We start from the raw sequence: 18,007 nt of genomic DNA on the forward strand, positions 1-18,007 counted from the left end.
GACCATGAAAAAAGAAACAAAAATCATAGTAGGCGTATTAGCCGGAGCAGCATTAGGTGCAACTATCGCATTGGCATTATCATCAGATTCGACCAGCGATCTTAAAAATAAAGTGTCGGATTTTTTTGCTGATCTTTTAGATGCTTCGAAAGATAAACTGGCAGGTTTGGCCGATAAAGCCACAGATGTTGCCGATAAGGTTAAAGATAAGGTAGCAGAAATAAACGCGTAACGAATTGAAAGTGCCGGAAATATTCCGGCATTTTTTAGCTATATATGCGCTAACCAATATATTGATGAACATTGCTTTTCATGGTGCGGCCCGTACGGTTACGGGAAGTAAGCACCTTATTACCTTAAAAAACGGCACCCGGATTTTATTAGATTGTGGCTTGTTCCAGGGGATGGGCCATGTTACCGATAAACTAAACGATTATTTTGGTTTTGATCCAAAAAAAATCACTTACCTCATTTTATCTCATGCACATATAGATCATTGCGGCCTGTTGCCCAAATTGGTTGCTGAAGGATTTGAAGGGCAGATTTTCTGTACTTCGGCTACAATGGACCTGGCACGCATTTTAATGATGGATTCTGCCAAGATCCAGATGCAGGATGCTGAATATGCCAACCGTAATCTGAGAGAAGGCGAAGAGATGGAAGAAGCTCTTTACACGGAGGAAGATGTGACCAAAACGGTTGGCCAGATGAAAATTGTGGAATATGAAGAGGATTTTAAAATCGAAGAGGGGATTCTGTTAAAATTTACTGACGCAGGCCACATTTTGGGCAGCGCTGCTGTTCATCTTAGTATTACAGAAGATGGAAAAACCACGCGCATTACCTTTTCTGGCGACGTTGGCCGTTATGGCGACTTGTTACTAAAAAGTCCGCAAAAATTTGACCAGGCTGATTATATCCTGATGGAATCAACTTATGGCGATTCGCTACATAAAAATCTCGATCCGATCGAAGATATGCTTTTTGAGGTCATCAATAATACCTGTAAAATTAAAAAAGGAAAGGTAATTATTCCTGCTTTCGCAGTTGGCCGTACGCAGGAACTCCTTTATGCTTTAAATGGCCTAGAGTTGAAAGGTAAACTGCCTGATGTTCCCTTTTACGTAGACAGTCCTTTATCATCAAAAGCCACTCAAATTCTTAAAAATCATCCCGAGGTATACAATAATGGGGTTAAAGAAATTTTAAAGGTAGATCATGATATTTTTGGGTTTAAAGGCTTGCGTTTCGTCGAAAGTGTAGAAGAATCAAAAGCCTTAAATGCTGATCCAAGACCTTGTGTAATTATTTCTGCATCAGGTATGGCTGAGGCCGGCAGGGTAAAACATCACATCAGGAACAATATCAGCAACCAGAAAAACACCATTTTAATGGTAGGTTATTGCGAACCGAATTCGCTTGGTGGAAGACTGATTGCCGGAGATAAGGTGGTTGAAATTTTTCGCGATGAATATGAAGTTAAAGCCGAAGTGCAATCCATCAAATCGATGAGTGCACATGGCGATTATGAAGATTTATTGCATTTTTTATCAGGCCAGGATCCGGCTCAGGTAAAACAGTTGTTTCTGGTACACGGAGAATACGAAGTACAGCAAAGTTTCGCTACTAAATTAAAAGATAAAGGGTTTAAACATGTAGCTATACCAGAATACCATCAGGTATATGATTTGGAGTAAAATTGTTGTGCAAAACTGTTATAAAAATCGTAGGTCTGGATTTGTAATCCAGACCTTTTTGCTCTATTACAATAAGGATTAATAATCTTGGGCGCTTTAGGACGGGATTGTAAATCCCGACCAACTTTATGCCTGTTACCTCAGTATAGAATTTCCATCTCCCATCATCCATTTATACATCTTCCCTTTTCCCTATCTTTGTGCTATGGATGTTTTTGGTAAAGCGCTAACAGATATTTACAGAACGGGCGAGGCGGATACCCTTTGGTTACACAATTCTTACGGAGAACCGGAAGAAATGCCACTGGAATTCTTCTTCCGTGATGATGAAGATATGCCCGTTTTAGAGCTTCAGGCTTTGCATATGTGTAATGGAAAGGTGCTGGATATCGGCGCCGGTGTGGGGAGTCATGCTTTACTGCTACAAGCATTTAATATCGATGTTACCGCTATAGATATTTCGGAAGCTGCGGTAAACATTATGAAAGACCGTGGAGTAAAAAAAGCATTTGTACAGGATATTTTTACTTATCAAGAGAAATTCGACACCATCATCATGCTCATGAACGGTATCGGTTTAGCAGGAACTTTGCCAGGTTTTAAAGCTTTTTTAATCAAATTAAAAGACCTGATCAATCCCGGCGGACAGGTCATTTTTGACTCATCTGATATTGCTTATTTATATGAAGATCTGCCTAAACCACAAAACCAGTACTACGGTGAGGTATCTTACCAGTATGAATATAAAGGCGAAAAAGGCAATTGGTTCAACTGGATTTATATAGATGAAGAAACCATTAAACAGATTGCTGCAGAAACGGGATGGAATGCTGAATTGATTTTTGATGATGGCGAAGATCAGTATCTGGTTAGACTAACGTTAACGCAATAAGCTAATCTCTCATACTGAACGCAGTGAAGAATCTTCTGATGACAGCAAACTAAATCTGCGCAAAGACTCTTCACTACATTCGGAATAAGGTAGTTAAAAACTGAAGAACGTTTGTCTTCCGCCAACTTTTTGACCGAAGTTTTGGATGTTATAAGTAAGTGTAAGCATGCCGTACCTGCCCAGGTTATTGCTTTGTGCATCAATAACACTATTACCTATAATCTGTATATTCCTTCTTACGTTGCTCTGCAGAATATCGTTTACCGAAAATTTTAATTGGGCCCGATCATTTTTCATAAACAGGTAAGTAAGGCCGGCATTCCAGATTTTAATGTTATTGTTAAAGCCTGCAATTTTTTGTTCGTTAATGGTTAAAGCATAACTCGTTTCGAAAACCACTTTTTTAGGATAACGGATAATCAGCTCAGATGTACTCTGATGGGTATTGTAGCTAATGTTGGTATAAAAACTATCATCGTATTTGCTACGGTTTAAATTGATGTAGTATGATTGATTGATTTCCACTTTATCGTTCAGGTTCAATCTGATGCTACCATTTGGTCCAACATAGAAAACATTGGCATTGCTTTGAATATTGTTAACAATAACAGGCGTATGATCGAAATTAGCCCAAAAACCCATCCCAACCTTCAAGCTTGTTTTATCTTTCCGGAAATCTTTTGAAACATTCGCCCCGCCCTGAAAATTATAAATACCGCTCATGTTAATGGGATTAACCGTTTGAACGCCATTATTGATCGTAACGGTGTTAATTATGCCGTTTTTGGTGAAATTTCCATAGCCATATAAATTATAATTAATAAGGTTTTTAGGGTCATATTTGTACATATACATGCTTAAACTCTGCCTACGGGCTGGCAATAAATTAGGGTTTCCATTTCTGATATAAAGCGCATTTGTATTGTCGGCCACTGGCTGGAGATAACTCACGTTAGGCTCTGTAAAACTGGCAGTATAATTAAAGCGGAATATTTTATAAGTCAACTGAAATGTCGGCCACATAAAATGATAACGTTGATCAACAGCTGCTCCATTTGTGAAACGGTTGTTCAATGAAATATAATTATGTACCAATCCGGGTTGAAGGTAGAAATCTTTAGTTACTTTATATCCGAGGCTGATGTTTGTGTTGGTTTTGAATCCATTCTGTTTAACTGTTTGCGATAAGTTCGGTACTACAATATCATACAGCTGGTTAGCCGGATTACGGTAAAATGTACTTAATGCATTTTCGCTATTGATGATATTTCCATTGATATCAGCTTTAAATTTCAGTTTTTTGCTGATCGGCTCAGCATAGTTGCCATAGAGGTAAGATCTGAAGTTATCTATACTATTTTGTCGTAACTGGTCAATTTCTGAAGTTGATGGTGTGAGGTAAAAAATGCTGGTGCTTTTGTTATAATTATTAACGGGGTTTGGGCTCGCAGAAATATCGGCACCAAGGTTTAAAGATCTTCCGGGCTTTTTAAAATCTTTATTAAAATCGGCCCTTAGCTGATATTTATTGCTGGAGCTGTTTCTATCATTCAAATTTTCGAGTGCATTGATTAACTGGTTATTGACGTTGCTATTGTTAGATGACACTTTGCTTATCGAATTATTGGAATTTAATACAATTGAGGGTTCGATGGTAAGCTGTGTTAAAGAATCGATCTGCCAGTCTAGTTTTCCACCAATATTATGCTTTAGAATAATAGAAGCAGTATTTTCATTGGCATTGGTAATTAAGCGATCTGTGCCAAGGGTCTGGTTGTTGTTGGAAAGCTTTTCTAAAAGATTATTTGATTTTCCGAAGAAATACTGCGTATTAAATTTGATCCCTTTTTTATTGATGGTGTTAAAATTAAAACCTCCGCCTGATGAAGTTTGAACACCGTCATTACTTCCGCCAAAATTGATGCCGTTAAACTCGAAATAACCGCCCGAACTCATCATCATCGAGTTAATCCCACTTCTGTTAAATCCACCTATCCGCTGAACATCACTGGGGTTAAAACCAGGCTGATTGATATTGTTGCCGTAAGCCAAAACACTTACCTGCGTAGTATCCCTGAAGAAGTTCATTAATCCACCAGCCTGATACAGATCCTTTAAACCTCCTCCCGCATATAGTTTACCGAAAGCACCTTTTTTTATGGCTTTCTTGAGCTTTAGATTAATAATTTGTGGGATTTCTGCTTCTGTTAAATCAGGAGCCCGTCGTTTAGCCTGCTTATCATCCACTACCTGTACTTTATCTATGATATTTGCCGGCAGATTTTTGGTTGCAATTTGCTGGTCGCCACCAAAAAACTCTTTTCCATCTACCAAAATTTTACTAACTGATTTGCCGTTAACCTGTATAGAACCATCGGCTGCAATGGCAACACCAGGAAGCTTTTTTAGCAGATCTTCTACCACTGCGGATGGCAGGGTTTTAAAAGATTCGGCATTAAACTCAATGGTATCTTTACGCACAATTACGGGCGGGCGCTCTGCAGATATGACCACTTCATTTAAGTCATTTGCTTTGGTGGAAAGGTAAAGTGTGCCAAGGTTTAAACTCGGATTGGCTGTGCTGAGTTCTACTTCTTTTCTAAAAGTTCCATATTGCCAGGCGGTTACTACTAACCGGTATTTTACATCCGTGGCCAGACCATTGATTTTAAAAACGCCTTTATCATCAGACAGTTTATAAGTAGCTAATGCACTATCACCAACTTTATAAACCGAAATAGTAGCATAATTTAATGTGGTTTTATGGTTTGCACTATCAGCTAATATTCCGGTGATGCTTCCATTTTTTTGTGCAAACAGGCTAAAGATAATTAGGCTGAAAGTGAGAGAAAGTAAGAGTTTTTTCATGTTTGGTTTAAATAAGGAACCTAAAATTATCGGCTATTTTTTTATAAATTCAATAAATGTGATGAACGGGACTAAAAATGTGATGGACCAGGGGTTTGTTTAAAAGGCAGACACACAATTCTTTAAGATGTTGCATAAAAGGCGAATAACTAATTTGTTAGTTTAAAATTAGTCCGTTTATGTTGAATTTGCAAACAGCAGTGGAAAAAATTTGCGAACTTTTAAAAAAAAAGCCCCCATGCAAGGCAAGGAGGCTCTGGAACGTATGTTAAATTTTAGTGTATATCGTTATAGTTAATCATTTTTACATCTGGGTTTTTTGCTAAAATTTCTTCCATCCACTTCCGGTGCGATGCACCAACTCCTACTACAACCCTTTTTGCTTTTTTAGCTTTCGCCTGTGCGATGATATTTTTACACATCCCTTCATTTCTCAGGGTCCACTGCGCTATCATTTCCTTTACCGTTTCAGTCGGAAATCCCGCATATCCATAAAAGTGCGATCCGCCATAAAAGTTCCAGGCTTCATCTAAAACACCATATTTTACTGTATTCATACCTGCATAAGGGTCAGCATTAAATACACTTGCTTCATCTTTACTGTAAGACCAGTATTTTTCTATAGCTTTAACAGTAGCAGCTTCCTGCGAGCTGCTGTCGGCCTTTGCTTTGCCGATTAAAATCTTATATAACGAGTCTGTTTTATTCCAGGCTTCGCCCCAGGGTTCATCATAGGTCTGGCAATCCATATTATAAATCCGATCTTGTTTCAATTGGTAAATAAGGGGGAAATAGATTTTGCTGTATTCACTTCCCGGTCTGTAAAGACCCATCTTTTTTAACGAATCTACACTACCAAACATCTTTTTATAGGTGGCAAGTTCTTCTTTGCCAAAACTCTGTTTCATATAGTTCTCTAGCACAAAGATTTGATACTCAGTATTTCCTCTATCCCAGTTTTTAGCATAATTAACCGCTAAATTCATCCTCGTTTGATGATAGTAAGCAAATTTTGCAAGTGCTTTTAGGTCTTTTTTAATCTGTGCATCTATGTTTTCAGGAGACTCGGGATTTAATTTTTGCAGGTAGTCACGCTCCTTTTTAAACAATTCTTTTGCCCAGTTACTTTCTTCCAGTTTAGCATAATTGTCCTGTGGCAGGTATTCACCAAACACCATATCAGGCTTAAAATTTTTAAGTTTATCAATTATGGCCTGAAAATTTATGGTTGATTTAGCGTTATCATGTGCGGAACCTACGATAACAATTTCGATTTGATTTTGTGCACTCAGTTTAAGTGTAAATGCCACCAGTAGTAATACCAGATTAAGTTTTTGTATAGTTCTCATAATTCGTTTCGTTTTTGTTGATTCAAAGATGAGTATACAAGCCTTACTACTCAATTTAATTATCCCAAAGGCTGATAATATTATCCCAATCGGAAAAACGGGGATTTAGGGGTTGATTATGGATAATGGGGTGTTTGAATAGCGGTTTATCGTTTTGGTCCTAAAAAAATGCAACTATATCATTAATTTCTGATTAAAACCGACAATTAGTTTAAACAGATCTTTGTATTTGGTAAGGGGTAAGGTTTCAGGTTTATCGAATATATCATGATAGGCAGAGGGACCTCCCTGGGTATAAATAAAAAATGCGGGAACACCTTTTTCCGTGAAGAAATAATGATCACTATTGGCTGCTTTACCTCTCTGATTGATTTTTGAGATGTAATGGTGTTCATTATTGATGGCATTTAGCTGTGCAAAGGCTTTGGGGTAAACTGAAGCATTAACCACTGTCATGCCTGACTCGCCTGTGCCTACCAAATCGAGGTTGATGAGGAATTTTATATTACCTAATAGAACAAGAGGGTTTTCTACAAAATATCCTGATCCTACTAATCCGGCTTCTTCGGCTGCAAAACAGATAAAACCAATAGAGTAGGGCTGGGGATTAGCGGCGTAATATTTGGCCAGACTCAATAAAGTGGCCACACCAGCTGCATTATCATTTGCACCGGGGAAATAGGTAGTTGCCCCCATTCCGCCCAGGTGGTCGTAATGTGCAGTGATGATCAATAAGGAATCAGGATACCGAGTGCCTTTAACCAAACCGCAAATATTGGCTGCCTGAAAATCGGGGATAAATTTGTTTTCAATGTCAACGCTTATTTTTTTCGGTAGGGTGTTAAGGCTCTTTTTATTGAGTTGTATAGTCGTAATATCCCCAACTTCGGTAGCTACAGACCAGGTTAGTTTATCTTTTAGTAAAACTTGTATCGAAGGTTTAGCCTGGAAGTGAAGGCTGTCAACCGGAGTTAGTTCGGCTATTTGTTTAATGCCCGGACTTTCATTATTTACGATGAAATCTTTTCCTGGTATGAGTTTTTCGCCATTAACGGTTACCACCATTTTTCCCGGGAACGTATTTACAGGGAAACTAAAGGTCTGTTTATAGGCTGTACCCATTGGCAGTAAGCCGATTTTTTGATACGCATCTGCAATATAATCGCCCGCTTTTTTCATCCCGTCTTTGGTATAACCTCTGCCCCAGAAAGCTTTTGACGTAAGGGTATTGATGATCCCTCTGGTATAAGTAGAGTCCTGTGCAAAACTGTTGATTGCACAAAACAGCAAAAGGGAGAATCCGAATTTTTTCATGCCGGAATTTAGTAAAATAAAATAATTGTTAGTCTGGATATGTAATCAGGATGTAGAGTAATTCTTTAGCTGGATTACAAATCTACAATTCATTGATACGAGATGGCAAATCTTGAGTAAAGGTGGGAGCAACTGGCACCCTGATCCCATAGTTAGTGATCGGATTTCTTTCAGTATCTTACCAGATGGAAGGGATTCAATATCACAGTGATTAATGGTATTGTGGCAAATTTTTCGTGGCTGAGTGATTTTTGTTCTTTTTCTTTTTGCCCCACCAAATGATAAATCCGGTTATAGGTAAACTGGCAGCAATTAAACTTGCGAAAAATGCCATTACTTTCCCTGGAAGTCCTAAGATAGCGCCAACATGGATATCGTAGTTCATGCCGATAAGTGCTTCACCTGCATTTTTATCACTTTGATTTTTACGGGCCAGCAATTTACCTGTGTACTGGTCGAACAGCAAAACATCGAAATTCCAATAGGTTTCTTTCCCGCTGTAACCAGTTGCGTAAATGGTTGCCGTACCACCCTCGGCAGGCGACATTCCAATGCGTTCGACATTTTTAAATAACTTTTGTGCGGTTTCGAAAGCTACATCAAACGGAATCGCCTTAACAGATTTAGTTGAATCTGATTGGGCCATAATTTGTTCCGGAGGCGAAATACTGCCCGATGCCACTACATATATAGTGTTCTGGAACCATTGGAAAGCCCACACCAGGCCGGTTAGTGCCAGCATCAGGCAAATAATCATCACATAAAAACCAAGTACATTATGCAGATCATAATTGATACGTTTAAATTTGGCTTTCCATTTAATTTTGAAGCTTTTATCGAAGTTCGATTTTTTAAGATTTTTAGGCCACCACATGATCATACCAGAAATCAAAAGAAAAACAAATATGAAGGTACACCAGCCTATAATCTGCTGTCCGATGGGATGGTTGATGAGAAAACTCCAGTGCAGCATTTTAATGATACTGAAGAATTCGTATTTATAATCAGAAACCAATGTGACCTTGCCTGTATAGGGGTTAATCAACACAATGTCGTAATAATCTATCGAATCAAAATACCAGAATGCTTTAGGATTACCAGGCTTGTAAGCACCAAACTCCCATGCGCGATCAGCTTGCCTATAACTCGAGATGAAGGTAACCTTTTTCTTGCCGCCAAAGGTTTTTTCGGCTGTTGCTTTTAATATGCTTAAAGGAATAGTTTTTTTATTTGCCGGTACCTCAACAAAAAACTCTTTTCTATGGATAAATTCAGTAATTTCTTTCTGAAAGGCAAAAATGCAGCCGGTAATGCCCAAATGAAAGACCACAAGACCAGATGTTATACCCAGCCACAAGTGCAGCCAGTCATTGATTTTTCTTATACGCGATTTCTTTGTTTTTTTATGTATGGCTTTGGTTGGCGACATTGGGCTTTATTAAATAGAAGAACCAATTGACGATTTTACACGCCAATTGGTTAACAACTTTTAACTAATCTGTTTATTGAACTTCGGTGGTATAGGTTACCAAATGCCAGGTTTTTTCGTAATCTTTTCCGTTCAGTTGGCCTGGTGTTTTATCTTCGGTAAAAACTTCAAAAAAGTAGTTTCCTTTTTGTGCTGGTTTGAAAGTGAATTTCCCTTCTGCATCGGTTTCAGTAGGTTGTGCTTTTCTTTCAGCATTTACAACCGTTAACTTTTGTTTTGCGAAAGGAGTTTTGTTGTAGATGACCTGATGAACTGAGGTTTCACCCATTTTTAAGGCATGTTTATCGGGTCTGATGGTTAATGCTGCAGTTGCAGGGAAAACCGTGTTTATTTTTGCATTTCCTATGGCTACATCTGCAAAGGCGTAATATTCAATTTTAGCTTTTTCATAGATGTCAGCAACCTCATGAACTACAGAAAGTTTATAAGTGCCATCCTGATCTGGAGTGAAGCTTGCTTTAAAGAAACGTACAGCCGGAGCGCTGGTTAAAACCCTGGTTTTTCCGTTTGGAGCGGTTAACACCAGGCTGAATTCTTTTAAATTGCTAAACCATTTTGCGGCTGAGTCGGGCTCGTTACTCTCATATTCTCCGAAGAAAACTTTCACTTCCTGTGCTTGTCCTTTTTTGCCTGTTGAAGCTGTTTCTATCCATAAAGCATGTGCAAATGCACTCGAAATGCCAAAGGCTAGAAAGAAAAATAGTAATGAGATTTTAGTTTTCATGTTTTCTGGGTTTTGACAAGAGTGGCAGCTGATCTGATCCAGATGCTCCTGTTTGTTTTATTAAAATTTATAAGTTACACTACCGGTAAAAGTTCTTAAATCCTGAGGATTCATCGTGCTATAACCAGTCCAGTATTTTTGATTGGTAAAATTGTCTACTTTGGCACCGATTCTGAACCTTGGATGATCATAAAATACCGAAGCATTAAAAACTTCGTAAGCAGGCAGGATAAATACGCCCTGGCTTACACTGTTTACAATTTTGTTATCACTGGCATAATTACCACCCGCACCTAAACCAAAGCCTTTTAAAGCACCCGCCGCCAACTTATAACTAATCCATAAGTTTGCCGAATAAGGAGCAGCTGAATAAGCATCACGTCTTCCTTCAACATCCGGAGAAGTATTTTGCAAACGGTTATCGTTATAGGCAAAACCTGCAATAATGTTTAAACCATTTAAAGGGTTGGCTACAATTTCTGCTTCTATACCTTTGCTGATTTTGTTGCCATCCTGGATCTGTGCATTCGGATTAGACAGATCGCCATTATAACCCCTTACAATATCTTTCACTTTGATGTAGTAATAAGATACCGATCCGGTTAATTTGCCGCCAAACAGGTTACTTTTTACACCGCCTTCTATCTGGTTAGCTTGCTCGGGCTTAAATGCTTCACCTTTATAATCTATGCCGTTAAGATTGTTAAATCCATTTTGATAATTGACAAACAATGATAACTGATCTTTTATAGGCTGAAATACCAGGCCAAATTTAGGAGAGAAAACCGTTTGTTTATAAGCCCCTTTTGGTGCCGAACCTGCTCGGTCAGAATTACCTTTGTTGTCAAAACGGTCTACTCTAATGGCCGCTAAAGCAATTAACCTTTCGGTTAGGTTAATCACATCAGAGGCATAGGCACTGTAAGTATTGGTCTTAAAATGATAAGGATATTTAGGGACGTTAGGCATTGCTGCATAAAAGGCTGCTAAATTAGTTTCTGTGAAGTTGTAATAGTTAGCACCTGTTCCGTTTTTATTTGTTAGATCGAAACTGTCTGTTCCATAAAACAATTGATCGGAGTTTTGACGTAAATAGTCAAGACCCAAAACCATCCTGTTTTTTATTGAACCCAGGTTAAAAGTCCCGTTGAAATTTTGTTGGATTTCGTAGTTATAAAGTTTGCTGTTGTCTGTTGATTGATCTGCCCTTGAAATGAGATCGGCGCCCGGAGCAGCATTTGGGTTACCTAGTGGAGGATAGTTATTGGGAACTAAGAACAGGTAGGTTCCACGGCCATTAGAAAAACTATAGCTGGATGAAAAGCTGGTATGTGATGACCAGTTCTCATTAAATTTATAATTGGCCTGGCCAAAGAAAGTTGTACTGTTGTATTTTTGCTTCATCACATCACCTGTAAACGATTTATCGTAAGGTATGCCAGACTGGTCTGCCCGATCAAAACCAAGGTCTTTCACCGGAAAATAAAAGAAAACAAATGGTTTTAAGGTATTCTTACCATTGGCGATTTCGGCATCAAAAGTAAAATCCAGCTTGTCGTTTACTTTATAGGCTAAGCTTGGTGCCACAAAGAAACCCCTGTCGAATACGTTTTGCTGGAAAGAGCCTTTATAATTATAAGATGCATTGATACGGGCGTAAATGTGGTTGGCTTTATCAACAGGGAAATTAAAATCGGTACTTACCCGGTTTAAATCATAGCTACCTGCCGAATAGGTTACCTCACCGCCTAAGCCCTCGAATGGTTTTTTGGTAATGCGGTTGATTAAACCTCCATAAGAAGTTAAAGTGCTGCCAAATAAAGTAGCCGACGGGCCTTTAATTACTTCCACACTTTCGATGTTGGCTGCATCATTACGACTGGTTATATTACCTGCAATTCCGTTTCTTAATTTCGACTGTACAATAAAGCCCCGCGACGCATAATACGCGCCACCATCTCCACCACGTCCGGTTGATTCCCACATTTTCTGAATACCAACGGCATTACGTGTAGCATCATCTACAGAAAATATCAGTTGGTCATTAAATGTCTCTTTGGTAATCGTGGTATAAACCTGAGGGTTCTCCAGGTTACTAATAGGCATTTTAGCTACATAATCGCTTTTTTGGGCGCCATATTTATTGGCTTTAACTTTATTGATATTAACCTCATTGAGCTGGTTTGAATTCTGGTTGATTACGAAATCAACCGTTTTATTTTCACCTGCATTGATTATAACTGATTTTTCTACGCTTTGGATGCCAACACCTGATACGCGTACGATATAAGAACCTGGTTTAACCCTTGGTATCTCAAAGGTACCTTTATCATTGGTGACGTTTCCTAAGCCTTTACCCTTCAAACCTACTGAAAGATAAGCTGCTGGTTTTCCATCAGATGTGGTAACTGTACCAGTAATGGTTGAAAACTGTTGGGCAAAGCATAATAAACTGGCAAAAGTGAACAGGAAAGTAAAACTAAAAAGTTTGATTTTAAACATTACAGTATTTATTTGGATTAATTCTAAACAGACGCAAAATAACGTCAGAAATTTTTATAATCCAAATTATTTTGAACTATTCTAAATTGGGAAAATCTTTTAGAGAATATCCTCATACAAATTATTACCCATCTGTTAACAATGATGCATGTTATAATTAAACAAACATTCTAATGTATAATTTAAAAGGTAATTGCTGTATAAATATGTTAATATATAAGTAGTCTGGGTTAAAATCGAACTGAAATATATGTCGAAAAAAGCTTTAATTTGATGCAGGCCTTGTAAACCTCAGTATACAATACTATTATAATGTTTTAACTTTAATAAAGTCCCAATTCAGCAAAAATGCATAAACTAACATTTGTTTAAACACAATCTTTATGAAATTAACATCTATTATTTCGTTCTCCTTAATTTGTATTCTCTTCTTTTCCTGTAAAAAAGAAGAAGATGTGAATTATAAGGTAACAGAGGCTGTTTCCTTGTTTGAAAACGCCAAATCACTTAATACTTTAGCGAGTAGTACAACAGGAAATTATGTGAAAGTCTGCCCAAATGGGTATACGGGCTGCGGAGCTACAGCAGGAATTGTTTGTGAATCGTCACAACAACCATGTGTGATACCGGTAGTTATACTACGGAAATATCCTTGTCCTGGTTCGAATTTATACGGATGTAAGTCTGGTCTTCAAACAGGCGCTATATGTGAAACTGCTCAGGTATGCGCTGGAGAAAATCATCCATTACCTTGTAATTATGGAGGTATTGCCTTTGGTTGTTTTGCAGGCGCTCCCATTAGCGGACCAAGTTGCGGTACATTAGTAAATTGCGAAACACCACCAGACTGATCCTATCAATCTTTTAGAAAAAAAATGTTATCGCTGTATTCATGTGAGGACATATAAATAGTCGTAGTTGAAAATCTCAAGTAAAATGTGTCAAAATAGGCATTAATTTGAATAAGATAATGGTGATTCAGACTAATAATTCCTATCACAATATATTCATTAACGTATAAATAGAATTTTATGAAAATTGCATCTATTGTCTCTCTCTTCTTAGTAGGTATTCTATTATTTTCTTTTAAAAAGGAAAATGTTGTGAATTATAAAGTCAATAAAGCAGAGTTGCTGTTGCAGAGTTCAGAATCAGCTTCAAAGTCAGCTTTTGTTAAAGGAAATTATGTAAAAACCTGCCCTGATGGTTTTTCAGGTTGTGGTGGTACATCAGGCCCGGATTGTAATGGGCAGGGTAATTGTAATCCAAGTCCTGTTAATCGTCCGTATGCGTGTCCTGGATCTCAAGAGTATGGTTGTAAAACTGGTATCCAATCTACACTTGTGTGTCAAAATGTAAAGATATGTCCTGGAGAAAATCACCCTGTTCCATGTAACTATGGTAGTATCAGCTTTGGCTGTTATCAAGGGGCGCCGATTGGTGGTGGGCCAAGCTGCGGTGCTCTAATTAATTGCCAAACGCCGCCCAACTGACCTCACGGAAATATTTTATCTAAATGGTATTAAGTTACCATTAACTTTTACGTTGTGTTCAAATTTTTTTCAAATGGATACACTGTTGCTTTTGTGTAGCCGGTATCTTTGATATCTGTTTGCAACAGTGACCCTTAAGTTCCGTTAAATATGCCACAGATTCCTGCGATGTAATCTTAAATTTTAGAGGCTTGTTCTTAAATATCTGAAATTAAGCAAAGCTTTATGTGATGTTTTGCACAAAGCCATACTATACTATCGTAGAAAATTATTACGCCTTGGCGAATAATCTATCCATCGAAGGTCTATTGGTATATTAATAAATTTTGAAATGCCACTAAGCAATGTAACCTATGTTTAAATTTTTCAGCACTTTCTTTTTTTTGTATTTGAGCTTCTTTTGTTTTGTTTCTTGTAAAAATAAAAATCAAGATTACTACATCATAAAATCAAAATTAGCTAAAGACGCCTCGAAATATCAGATAAAGATAGACTCTATCAAAATACCTGTAAAGCAAGGATATGCAAATGCGTACTTTACCTATACGCAATATAGCGAACACAATGTAGATTATCTTTTAGGGTATAACCCTAACACATTGAGTATTGATATCTTCGATCTAACAAATCGAATCTTATGTAGGCAATTAAGCTTAGTTGGAAAAAAGTTATCTTTAAAGAATCTGGACAGGAAGGACTTAGATAAAAATAGGAGTATTGCAGACATTGGTATAGTAAATTTTGATTCAATTTTATTAAACTATAGCAATGATCGGTTGATTGTGATTGATACAAACCTGAATAAGAAAAAGGATATTTCCATGGATAGTATTTCAAATAGAAATAATTTCTTTGGAAAATTACTCTCATATAGCCATGAATTTAAAATGTTTTTTTTTGATGGCAAGCTTATTTTTAATCCAATATATTCTAATTTTAATTGGGACAGAAAAATGCCTGCTTTTGCTTCTTTTGATTTAAATGGTGGACGACTTGAATTCCTTCCGATATCTTATTCTGATTATCTTTATAAGATTAAAGGTAATGCAGGATTTCTAACCTCTATTGTAACGAGTGAACACCAGAAACCGGGGGTTTTAACTTATGGCTACTTGTATGAATCGAATATTTATCAATACGACCCAAAACGCGCAACCATCACTTGTTATGGAGCGGCTCCTTTAAAAGGAAAAAGTTTAGCTGATTCTGTTTCTTATACTAAAGGAGATGACCCAAAAAAATGGGTAACCCATCACATTGAGAATACCCAGTTCTTTAATGTGATGTATGATAAGTATAGAAATATTTATTATAGATTTAGTTTGCGAAATATAAATCAAAAAGATGGTAAATATTTTAATTCTATTTTAGATAAACCTTTGGTATTAATGATTTTTAATGAAAAATTTGAGGTAGTAAAAGAAATAGATTTACCTAAGTATAGATATTCACCGAATACGTGGTTTATTACTAAAGAAGGTTTATTCATTTCTCCTAACCATAGAAAAAATAGGTTCATAGATCCACTACATTTGAAATTTGACATTATTAAAGTTGACAAAGTAAATTCCAATGAAAAAATATAGCATTATCTTTATCTTCTTATTAACTATCATAGCATGTAATAAGCGTAAATTATCCGAAGATGAAGAGCACCTTAACATGTATTTCAATGAAAAGCAGCACACTGATTTATCAAAACTGAATAATTACTTTATTGTTGTGATATCTGGTAATTGTGGCTCTTGTACTGAAAAAACCATCAAATTTCTAAAGCAATTAGGCGACAGAAAGAATTATAAATTTAGTGACTACAAAAAGATAGTTATCATTCCCAGGAATAATTCTGAAGTTTTAGACTCAATGAAAAATACAAATATTGAGTTTATTGTGGATGAAGGTTTTGAATTAGAAAAATATGGAGTTAATTTTCAAAGAAATGCTTTCTTTGAATTTAAGAAGTCGCAACTTTTCTACAAAGATTGGCTATATCTGGATAATGTTGATACAATATCAAAAAAATATGGTTTTATTTTGAAATGATAATCATCACTTAATGCAATTATAATGTATTCAATCTTAAGAGATGCGTTATTGAGTATATTATTACTTCACGTGATTGTAAATATGCGTTAATTCAGCAACAAATTTTCATTATTAAAGTGTCTTAGCCTAATTTGTAATTTTCATCAATATTTTTAACTATTGCTTTTACTTTACTTATAAAACATTTCAGGTGGATAATATTTTTTTGCCTTTTATTCGTTCACGTTTTTCTTAAAAGCGCTCAACCCACTAAGCTACTTTGAATTTTGGCTGATCACAAATCGACCGTTCTATTTTTGTCCTGCCTTGATTGTGAATGATTTTATATATTATGGATGCTGATGCATGTAGGGTATAAGATCTCGGTTTAACTTTGTATTTCCATAGTATTCTGATAGACAAATTGTAAAGTAAAACTGGAAAATTTAATTTTAAGTATCTCTGTGTTTATTAGTTTAATTCTAAAATGAAAAATCTCTGCTTATTTAAGCACCTTTTGTTTTCAGTATGACTTAACGTGGGTTATGGGTTTAATATTTGATTATCAATATTTATGATAAATATAGAATGTTGACAACCATGATATTAGGGGATTTCAGTTGTCCAACTAAACCAATACCATGATCATTAGCGAATTAAAGGTAATCAATCTTTTCTGTGAACTGGATGATTTTGTTACCGCTTTTGATAAAAAAATGGCTGATCATTCCATTCATGCCCTATCCCCAAGTCTGTAAACCAACCAAAAATAAGCGTCTCTAAAATGATATGTTTAGAGATACTTTGTCACAATAGCGGCTATGAGTGTTTCTAGTTTTGCTACCGTCAGGAAGTAGAAAAGGATATCTCGACAGTTATTTCCCTGCTGCTCCCAGTCACGGAATGTTTGTGCAATTAAAACGCCGGATGCTTACCTATTTTGTACTTTATCTGAACATTTGCAGGCTGGGTCAACTCTGTGGGAATACTATGCGATTCAGCCGTATTAATGGTATGCAATAACAGGAGGGTCCGCAGCCACAGGTTATTCAAAAACCAGGCTGCAAGGGGAAAAAGCTCAACAGGATGGCTCCATGGCCTTAAACTGCTCCCGGTCCTCAATGCCTTTTGCGAAATCATCAAGCTTTTTTTACCCTGGGATGTGTCAGACAAGAACCTATAAACAATGGTTAAACTCTTTGGGAAACTCAAAGGCCATGCTTTTGTAGACAAAAGCGTTTATCAAAGCAAAAGCATTAGAAAAGCTGATGGATAAGGAATTGTTCATCAGAGGGTTGAATAATATGAAAAACAAGCTCTTTGTCATGGAACGTAAAATGCTCCTGAAAAAAAGGGGACTAATAGAATCGGTAAGTGGAATTCTAAAAACTGTGTGTATATGGGACAGCCAGGCATAGAAGCCCAATCAACAAATGGGCAAATCTTATGCGGGCCTCCGTTCATATTATTGGTTAGGCAGAAACCGATTATATTTTAACTATGACTTATAGTCCATGTTAACTTATTTACTAAGACATTAGTTTATCGTTTTAGATGGCGCTACAGAGAGATTTTTTCTGGCATTACCCGTTAAAATCTGATTGCTAATTAATTAGCAATATGTATTCTGAAAAATAACGAAAATAAGACTTAA

Annotated in this window: 15 protein-coding genes; 9 read left to right on the plus strand and 6 right to left on the minus strand. The window is 36.8% G+C overall.

Annotated elements, in window-relative coordinates; all coding sequences use genetic code 11:
* The first annotated feature begins 4 nt into the window (after nucleotides 1-4).
* From BM107_RS19240 to BM107_RS19250, 3 genes are all read left to right on the plus strand, one after another.
* On the plus strand, nucleotides 5-232 hold the full coding sequence (locus tag BM107_RS19240; RefSeq protein ID WP_090986335.1) for a YtxH domain-containing protein: 228 nt from the start codon (nucleotides 5-7) through the stop codon (nucleotides 230-232).
* Between the two features lie 64 nt (nucleotides 233-296).
* Nucleotides 297-1,697, plus strand: coding sequence for an MBL fold metallo-hydrolase RNA specificity domain-containing protein (locus tag BM107_RS19245; RefSeq protein WP_090986337.1), 1,401 nt, complete (start codon nucleotides 297-299; stop codon nucleotides 1,695-1,697).
* Nucleotides 1,698-1,902: 205 nt separating this feature from the next.
* Nucleotides 1,903-2,589 carry a class I SAM-dependent methyltransferase gene (locus BM107_RS19250; protein ID WP_090986340.1) on the plus strand — a complete coding sequence of 229 codons (687 nt, stop codon included), beginning with the start codon at nucleotides 1,903-1,905 and terminating at the stop codon, nucleotides 2,587-2,589.
* 93 nt (nucleotides 2,590-2,682) lie between these two features.
* On the opposite strand, the gene BM107_RS19255 is transcribed toward BM107_RS19250, so the two are convergent.
* The 6 genes from BM107_RS19255 to BM107_RS19280 form a co-directional block, all read right to left on the minus strand.
* The gene (locus tag BM107_RS19255) at nucleotides 2,683-5,457 is read right to left on the minus strand and encodes an outer membrane beta-barrel protein (RefSeq protein ID WP_090986342.1); all 2,775 of its coding nucleotides are present in this window, start codon (nucleotides 5,455-5,457) and stop codon (nucleotides 2,683-2,685) included.
* Between the two features lie 275 nt (nucleotides 5,458-5,732).
* Entirely contained in the window at nucleotides 5,733-6,806 is a 1,074-nt protein-coding gene (locus tag BM107_RS19260) for a DUF5694 domain-containing protein (RefSeq protein ID WP_090986344.1), read from the minus strand.
* 174 nt (nucleotides 6,807-6,980) lie between these two features.
* Nucleotides 6,981-8,120 (minus strand): M28 family metallopeptidase, encoded by a 1,140-nt coding sequence (locus BM107_RS19265; protein WP_090986346.1) that lies wholly within the window; start codon nucleotides 8,118-8,120, stop codon nucleotides 6,981-6,983.
* Nucleotides 8,121-8,331: 211 nt separating this feature from the next.
* Nucleotides 8,332-9,549: a PepSY-associated TM helix domain-containing protein gene (locus BM107_RS19270; RefSeq protein ID WP_090986348.1), complete on the minus strand. Its 1,218-nt coding sequence runs from the start codon at nucleotides 9,547-9,549 to the stop codon at nucleotides 8,332-8,334.
* A 73-nt stretch (nucleotides 9,550-9,622) separates the two neighbouring features.
* On the minus strand, nucleotides 9,623-10,333 hold the full coding sequence (locus tag BM107_RS19275) for a DUF4198 domain-containing protein (RefSeq protein WP_090986350.1): 711 nt from the start codon (nucleotides 10,331-10,333) through the stop codon (nucleotides 9,623-9,625).
* A gap of 60 nt (nucleotides 10,334-10,393) precedes the next feature.
* On the minus strand, nucleotides 10,394-12,835 hold the full coding sequence (locus tag BM107_RS19280; protein WP_090986352.1) for a TonB-dependent receptor: 2,442 nt from the start codon (nucleotides 12,833-12,835) through the stop codon (nucleotides 10,394-10,396).
* 383 nt (nucleotides 12,836-13,218) lie between these two features.
* Between BM107_RS19280 and BM107_RS19285 the strand changes: the two genes are divergently transcribed.
* The 6 genes from BM107_RS19285 (at nucleotide 13,219) to BM107_RS25360 (ending at nucleotide 17,771) form a co-directional block, all read left to right on the plus strand.
* On the plus strand, nucleotides 13,219-13,686 hold the full coding sequence (locus BM107_RS19285) for a hypothetical protein (RefSeq protein ID WP_090986354.1): 468 nt from the start codon (nucleotides 13,219-13,221) through the stop codon (nucleotides 13,684-13,686).
* Between the two features lie 180 nt (nucleotides 13,687-13,866).
* Nucleotides 13,867-14,328 carry a hypothetical protein gene (locus BM107_RS19290; protein ID WP_090986356.1) on the plus strand — a complete coding sequence of 154 codons (462 nt, stop codon included), beginning with the start codon at nucleotides 13,867-13,869 and terminating at the stop codon, nucleotides 14,326-14,328.
* Between the two features lie 353 nt (nucleotides 14,329-14,681).
* Entirely contained in the window at nucleotides 14,682-15,914 is a 1,233-nt protein-coding gene (locus tag BM107_RS19295) for a DUF4221 family protein (RefSeq protein ID WP_090986358.1), read from the plus strand.
* Entirely contained in the window at nucleotides 15,901-16,371 is a 471-nt protein-coding gene (locus tag BM107_RS19300; protein WP_090986360.1) for a hypothetical protein, read from the plus strand. The genes BM107_RS19295 and BM107_RS19300 overlap by 14 nt, the downstream gene beginning before the upstream one ends.
* Nucleotides 16,372-17,362: 991 nt before the next feature.
* Entirely contained in the window at nucleotides 17,363-17,536 is a 174-nt protein-coding gene (locus tag BM107_RS25355) for a transposase (protein ID WP_090986362.1), read from the plus strand.
* A 58-nt stretch (nucleotides 17,537-17,594) separates the two neighbouring features.
* The gene (locus BM107_RS25360; protein ID WP_397240012.1) at nucleotides 17,595-17,771 is read left to right on the plus strand and encodes a transposase; all 177 of its coding nucleotides are present in this window, start codon (nucleotides 17,595-17,597) and stop codon (nucleotides 17,769-17,771) included.
* The last annotated feature ends 236 nt before the right edge of the window (nucleotides 17,772-18,007 follow it).

It is taken from the genome of Pedobacter suwonensis (assembly GCF_900111825.1).
GTDB classification, from domain to species: domain Bacteria; phylum Bacteroidota; class Bacteroidia; order Sphingobacteriales; family Sphingobacteriaceae; genus Pedobacter; species Pedobacter suwonensis.

Coding starts and splice junctions, on each gene's coding strand:
- BM107_RS19300 (WP_090986360.1), top strand. CDS start 15,901: ATGAAAAAATATAGCATTATCTTTATCTTCTTATTAACTATCATAGCA.
- BM107_RS19285 (WP_090986354.1), top strand. CDS start 13,219: ATGAAATTAACATCTATTATTTCGTTCTCCTTAATTTGTATTCTCTTC.
- BM107_RS19240 (WP_090986335.1), top strand. CDS start 5: ATGAAAAAAGAAACAAAAATCATAGTAGGCGTATTAGCCGGAGCAGCA.
- BM107_RS19280 (WP_090986352.1), bottom strand. CDS start 12,835: ATGTTTAAAATCAAACTTTTTAGTTTTACTTTCCTGTTCACTTTTGCC.
- BM107_RS19275 (WP_090986350.1), bottom strand. CDS start 10,333: ATGAAAACTAAAATCTCATTACTATTTTTCTTTCTAGCCTTTGGCATT.
- BM107_RS19250 (WP_090986340.1), top strand. CDS start 1,903: ATGGATGTTTTTGGTAAAGCGCTAACAGATATTTACAGAACGGGCGAG.
- BM107_RS19295 (WP_090986358.1), top strand. CDS start 14,682: ATGTTTAAATTTTTCAGCACTTTCTTTTTTTTGTATTTGAGCTTCTTT.
- BM107_RS19290 (WP_090986356.1), top strand. CDS start 13,867: ATGAAAATTGCATCTATTGTCTCTCTCTTCTTAGTAGGTATTCTATTA.
- BM107_RS19255 (WP_090986342.1), bottom strand. CDS start 5,457: ATGAAAAAACTCTTACTTTCTCTCACTTTCAGCCTAATTATCTTTAGC.
- BM107_RS19265 (WP_090986346.1), bottom strand. CDS start 8,120: ATGAAAAAATTCGGATTCTCCCTTTTGCTGTTTTGTGCAATCAACAGT.
- BM107_RS19260 (WP_090986344.1), bottom strand. CDS start 6,806: ATGAGAACTATACAAAAACTTAATCTGGTATTACTACTGGTGGCATTT.
- BM107_RS19270 (WP_090986348.1), bottom strand. CDS start 9,549: ATGTCGCCAACCAAAGCCATACATAAAAAAACAAAGAAATCGCGTATA.
- BM107_RS19245 (WP_090986337.1), top strand. CDS start 297: ATGAACATTGCTTTTCATGGTGCGGCCCGTACGGTTACGGGAAGTAAG.
- BM107_RS25355 (WP_090986362.1), top strand. CDS start 17,363: ATGGTATGCAATAACAGGAGGGTCCGCAGCCACAGGTTATTCAAAAAC.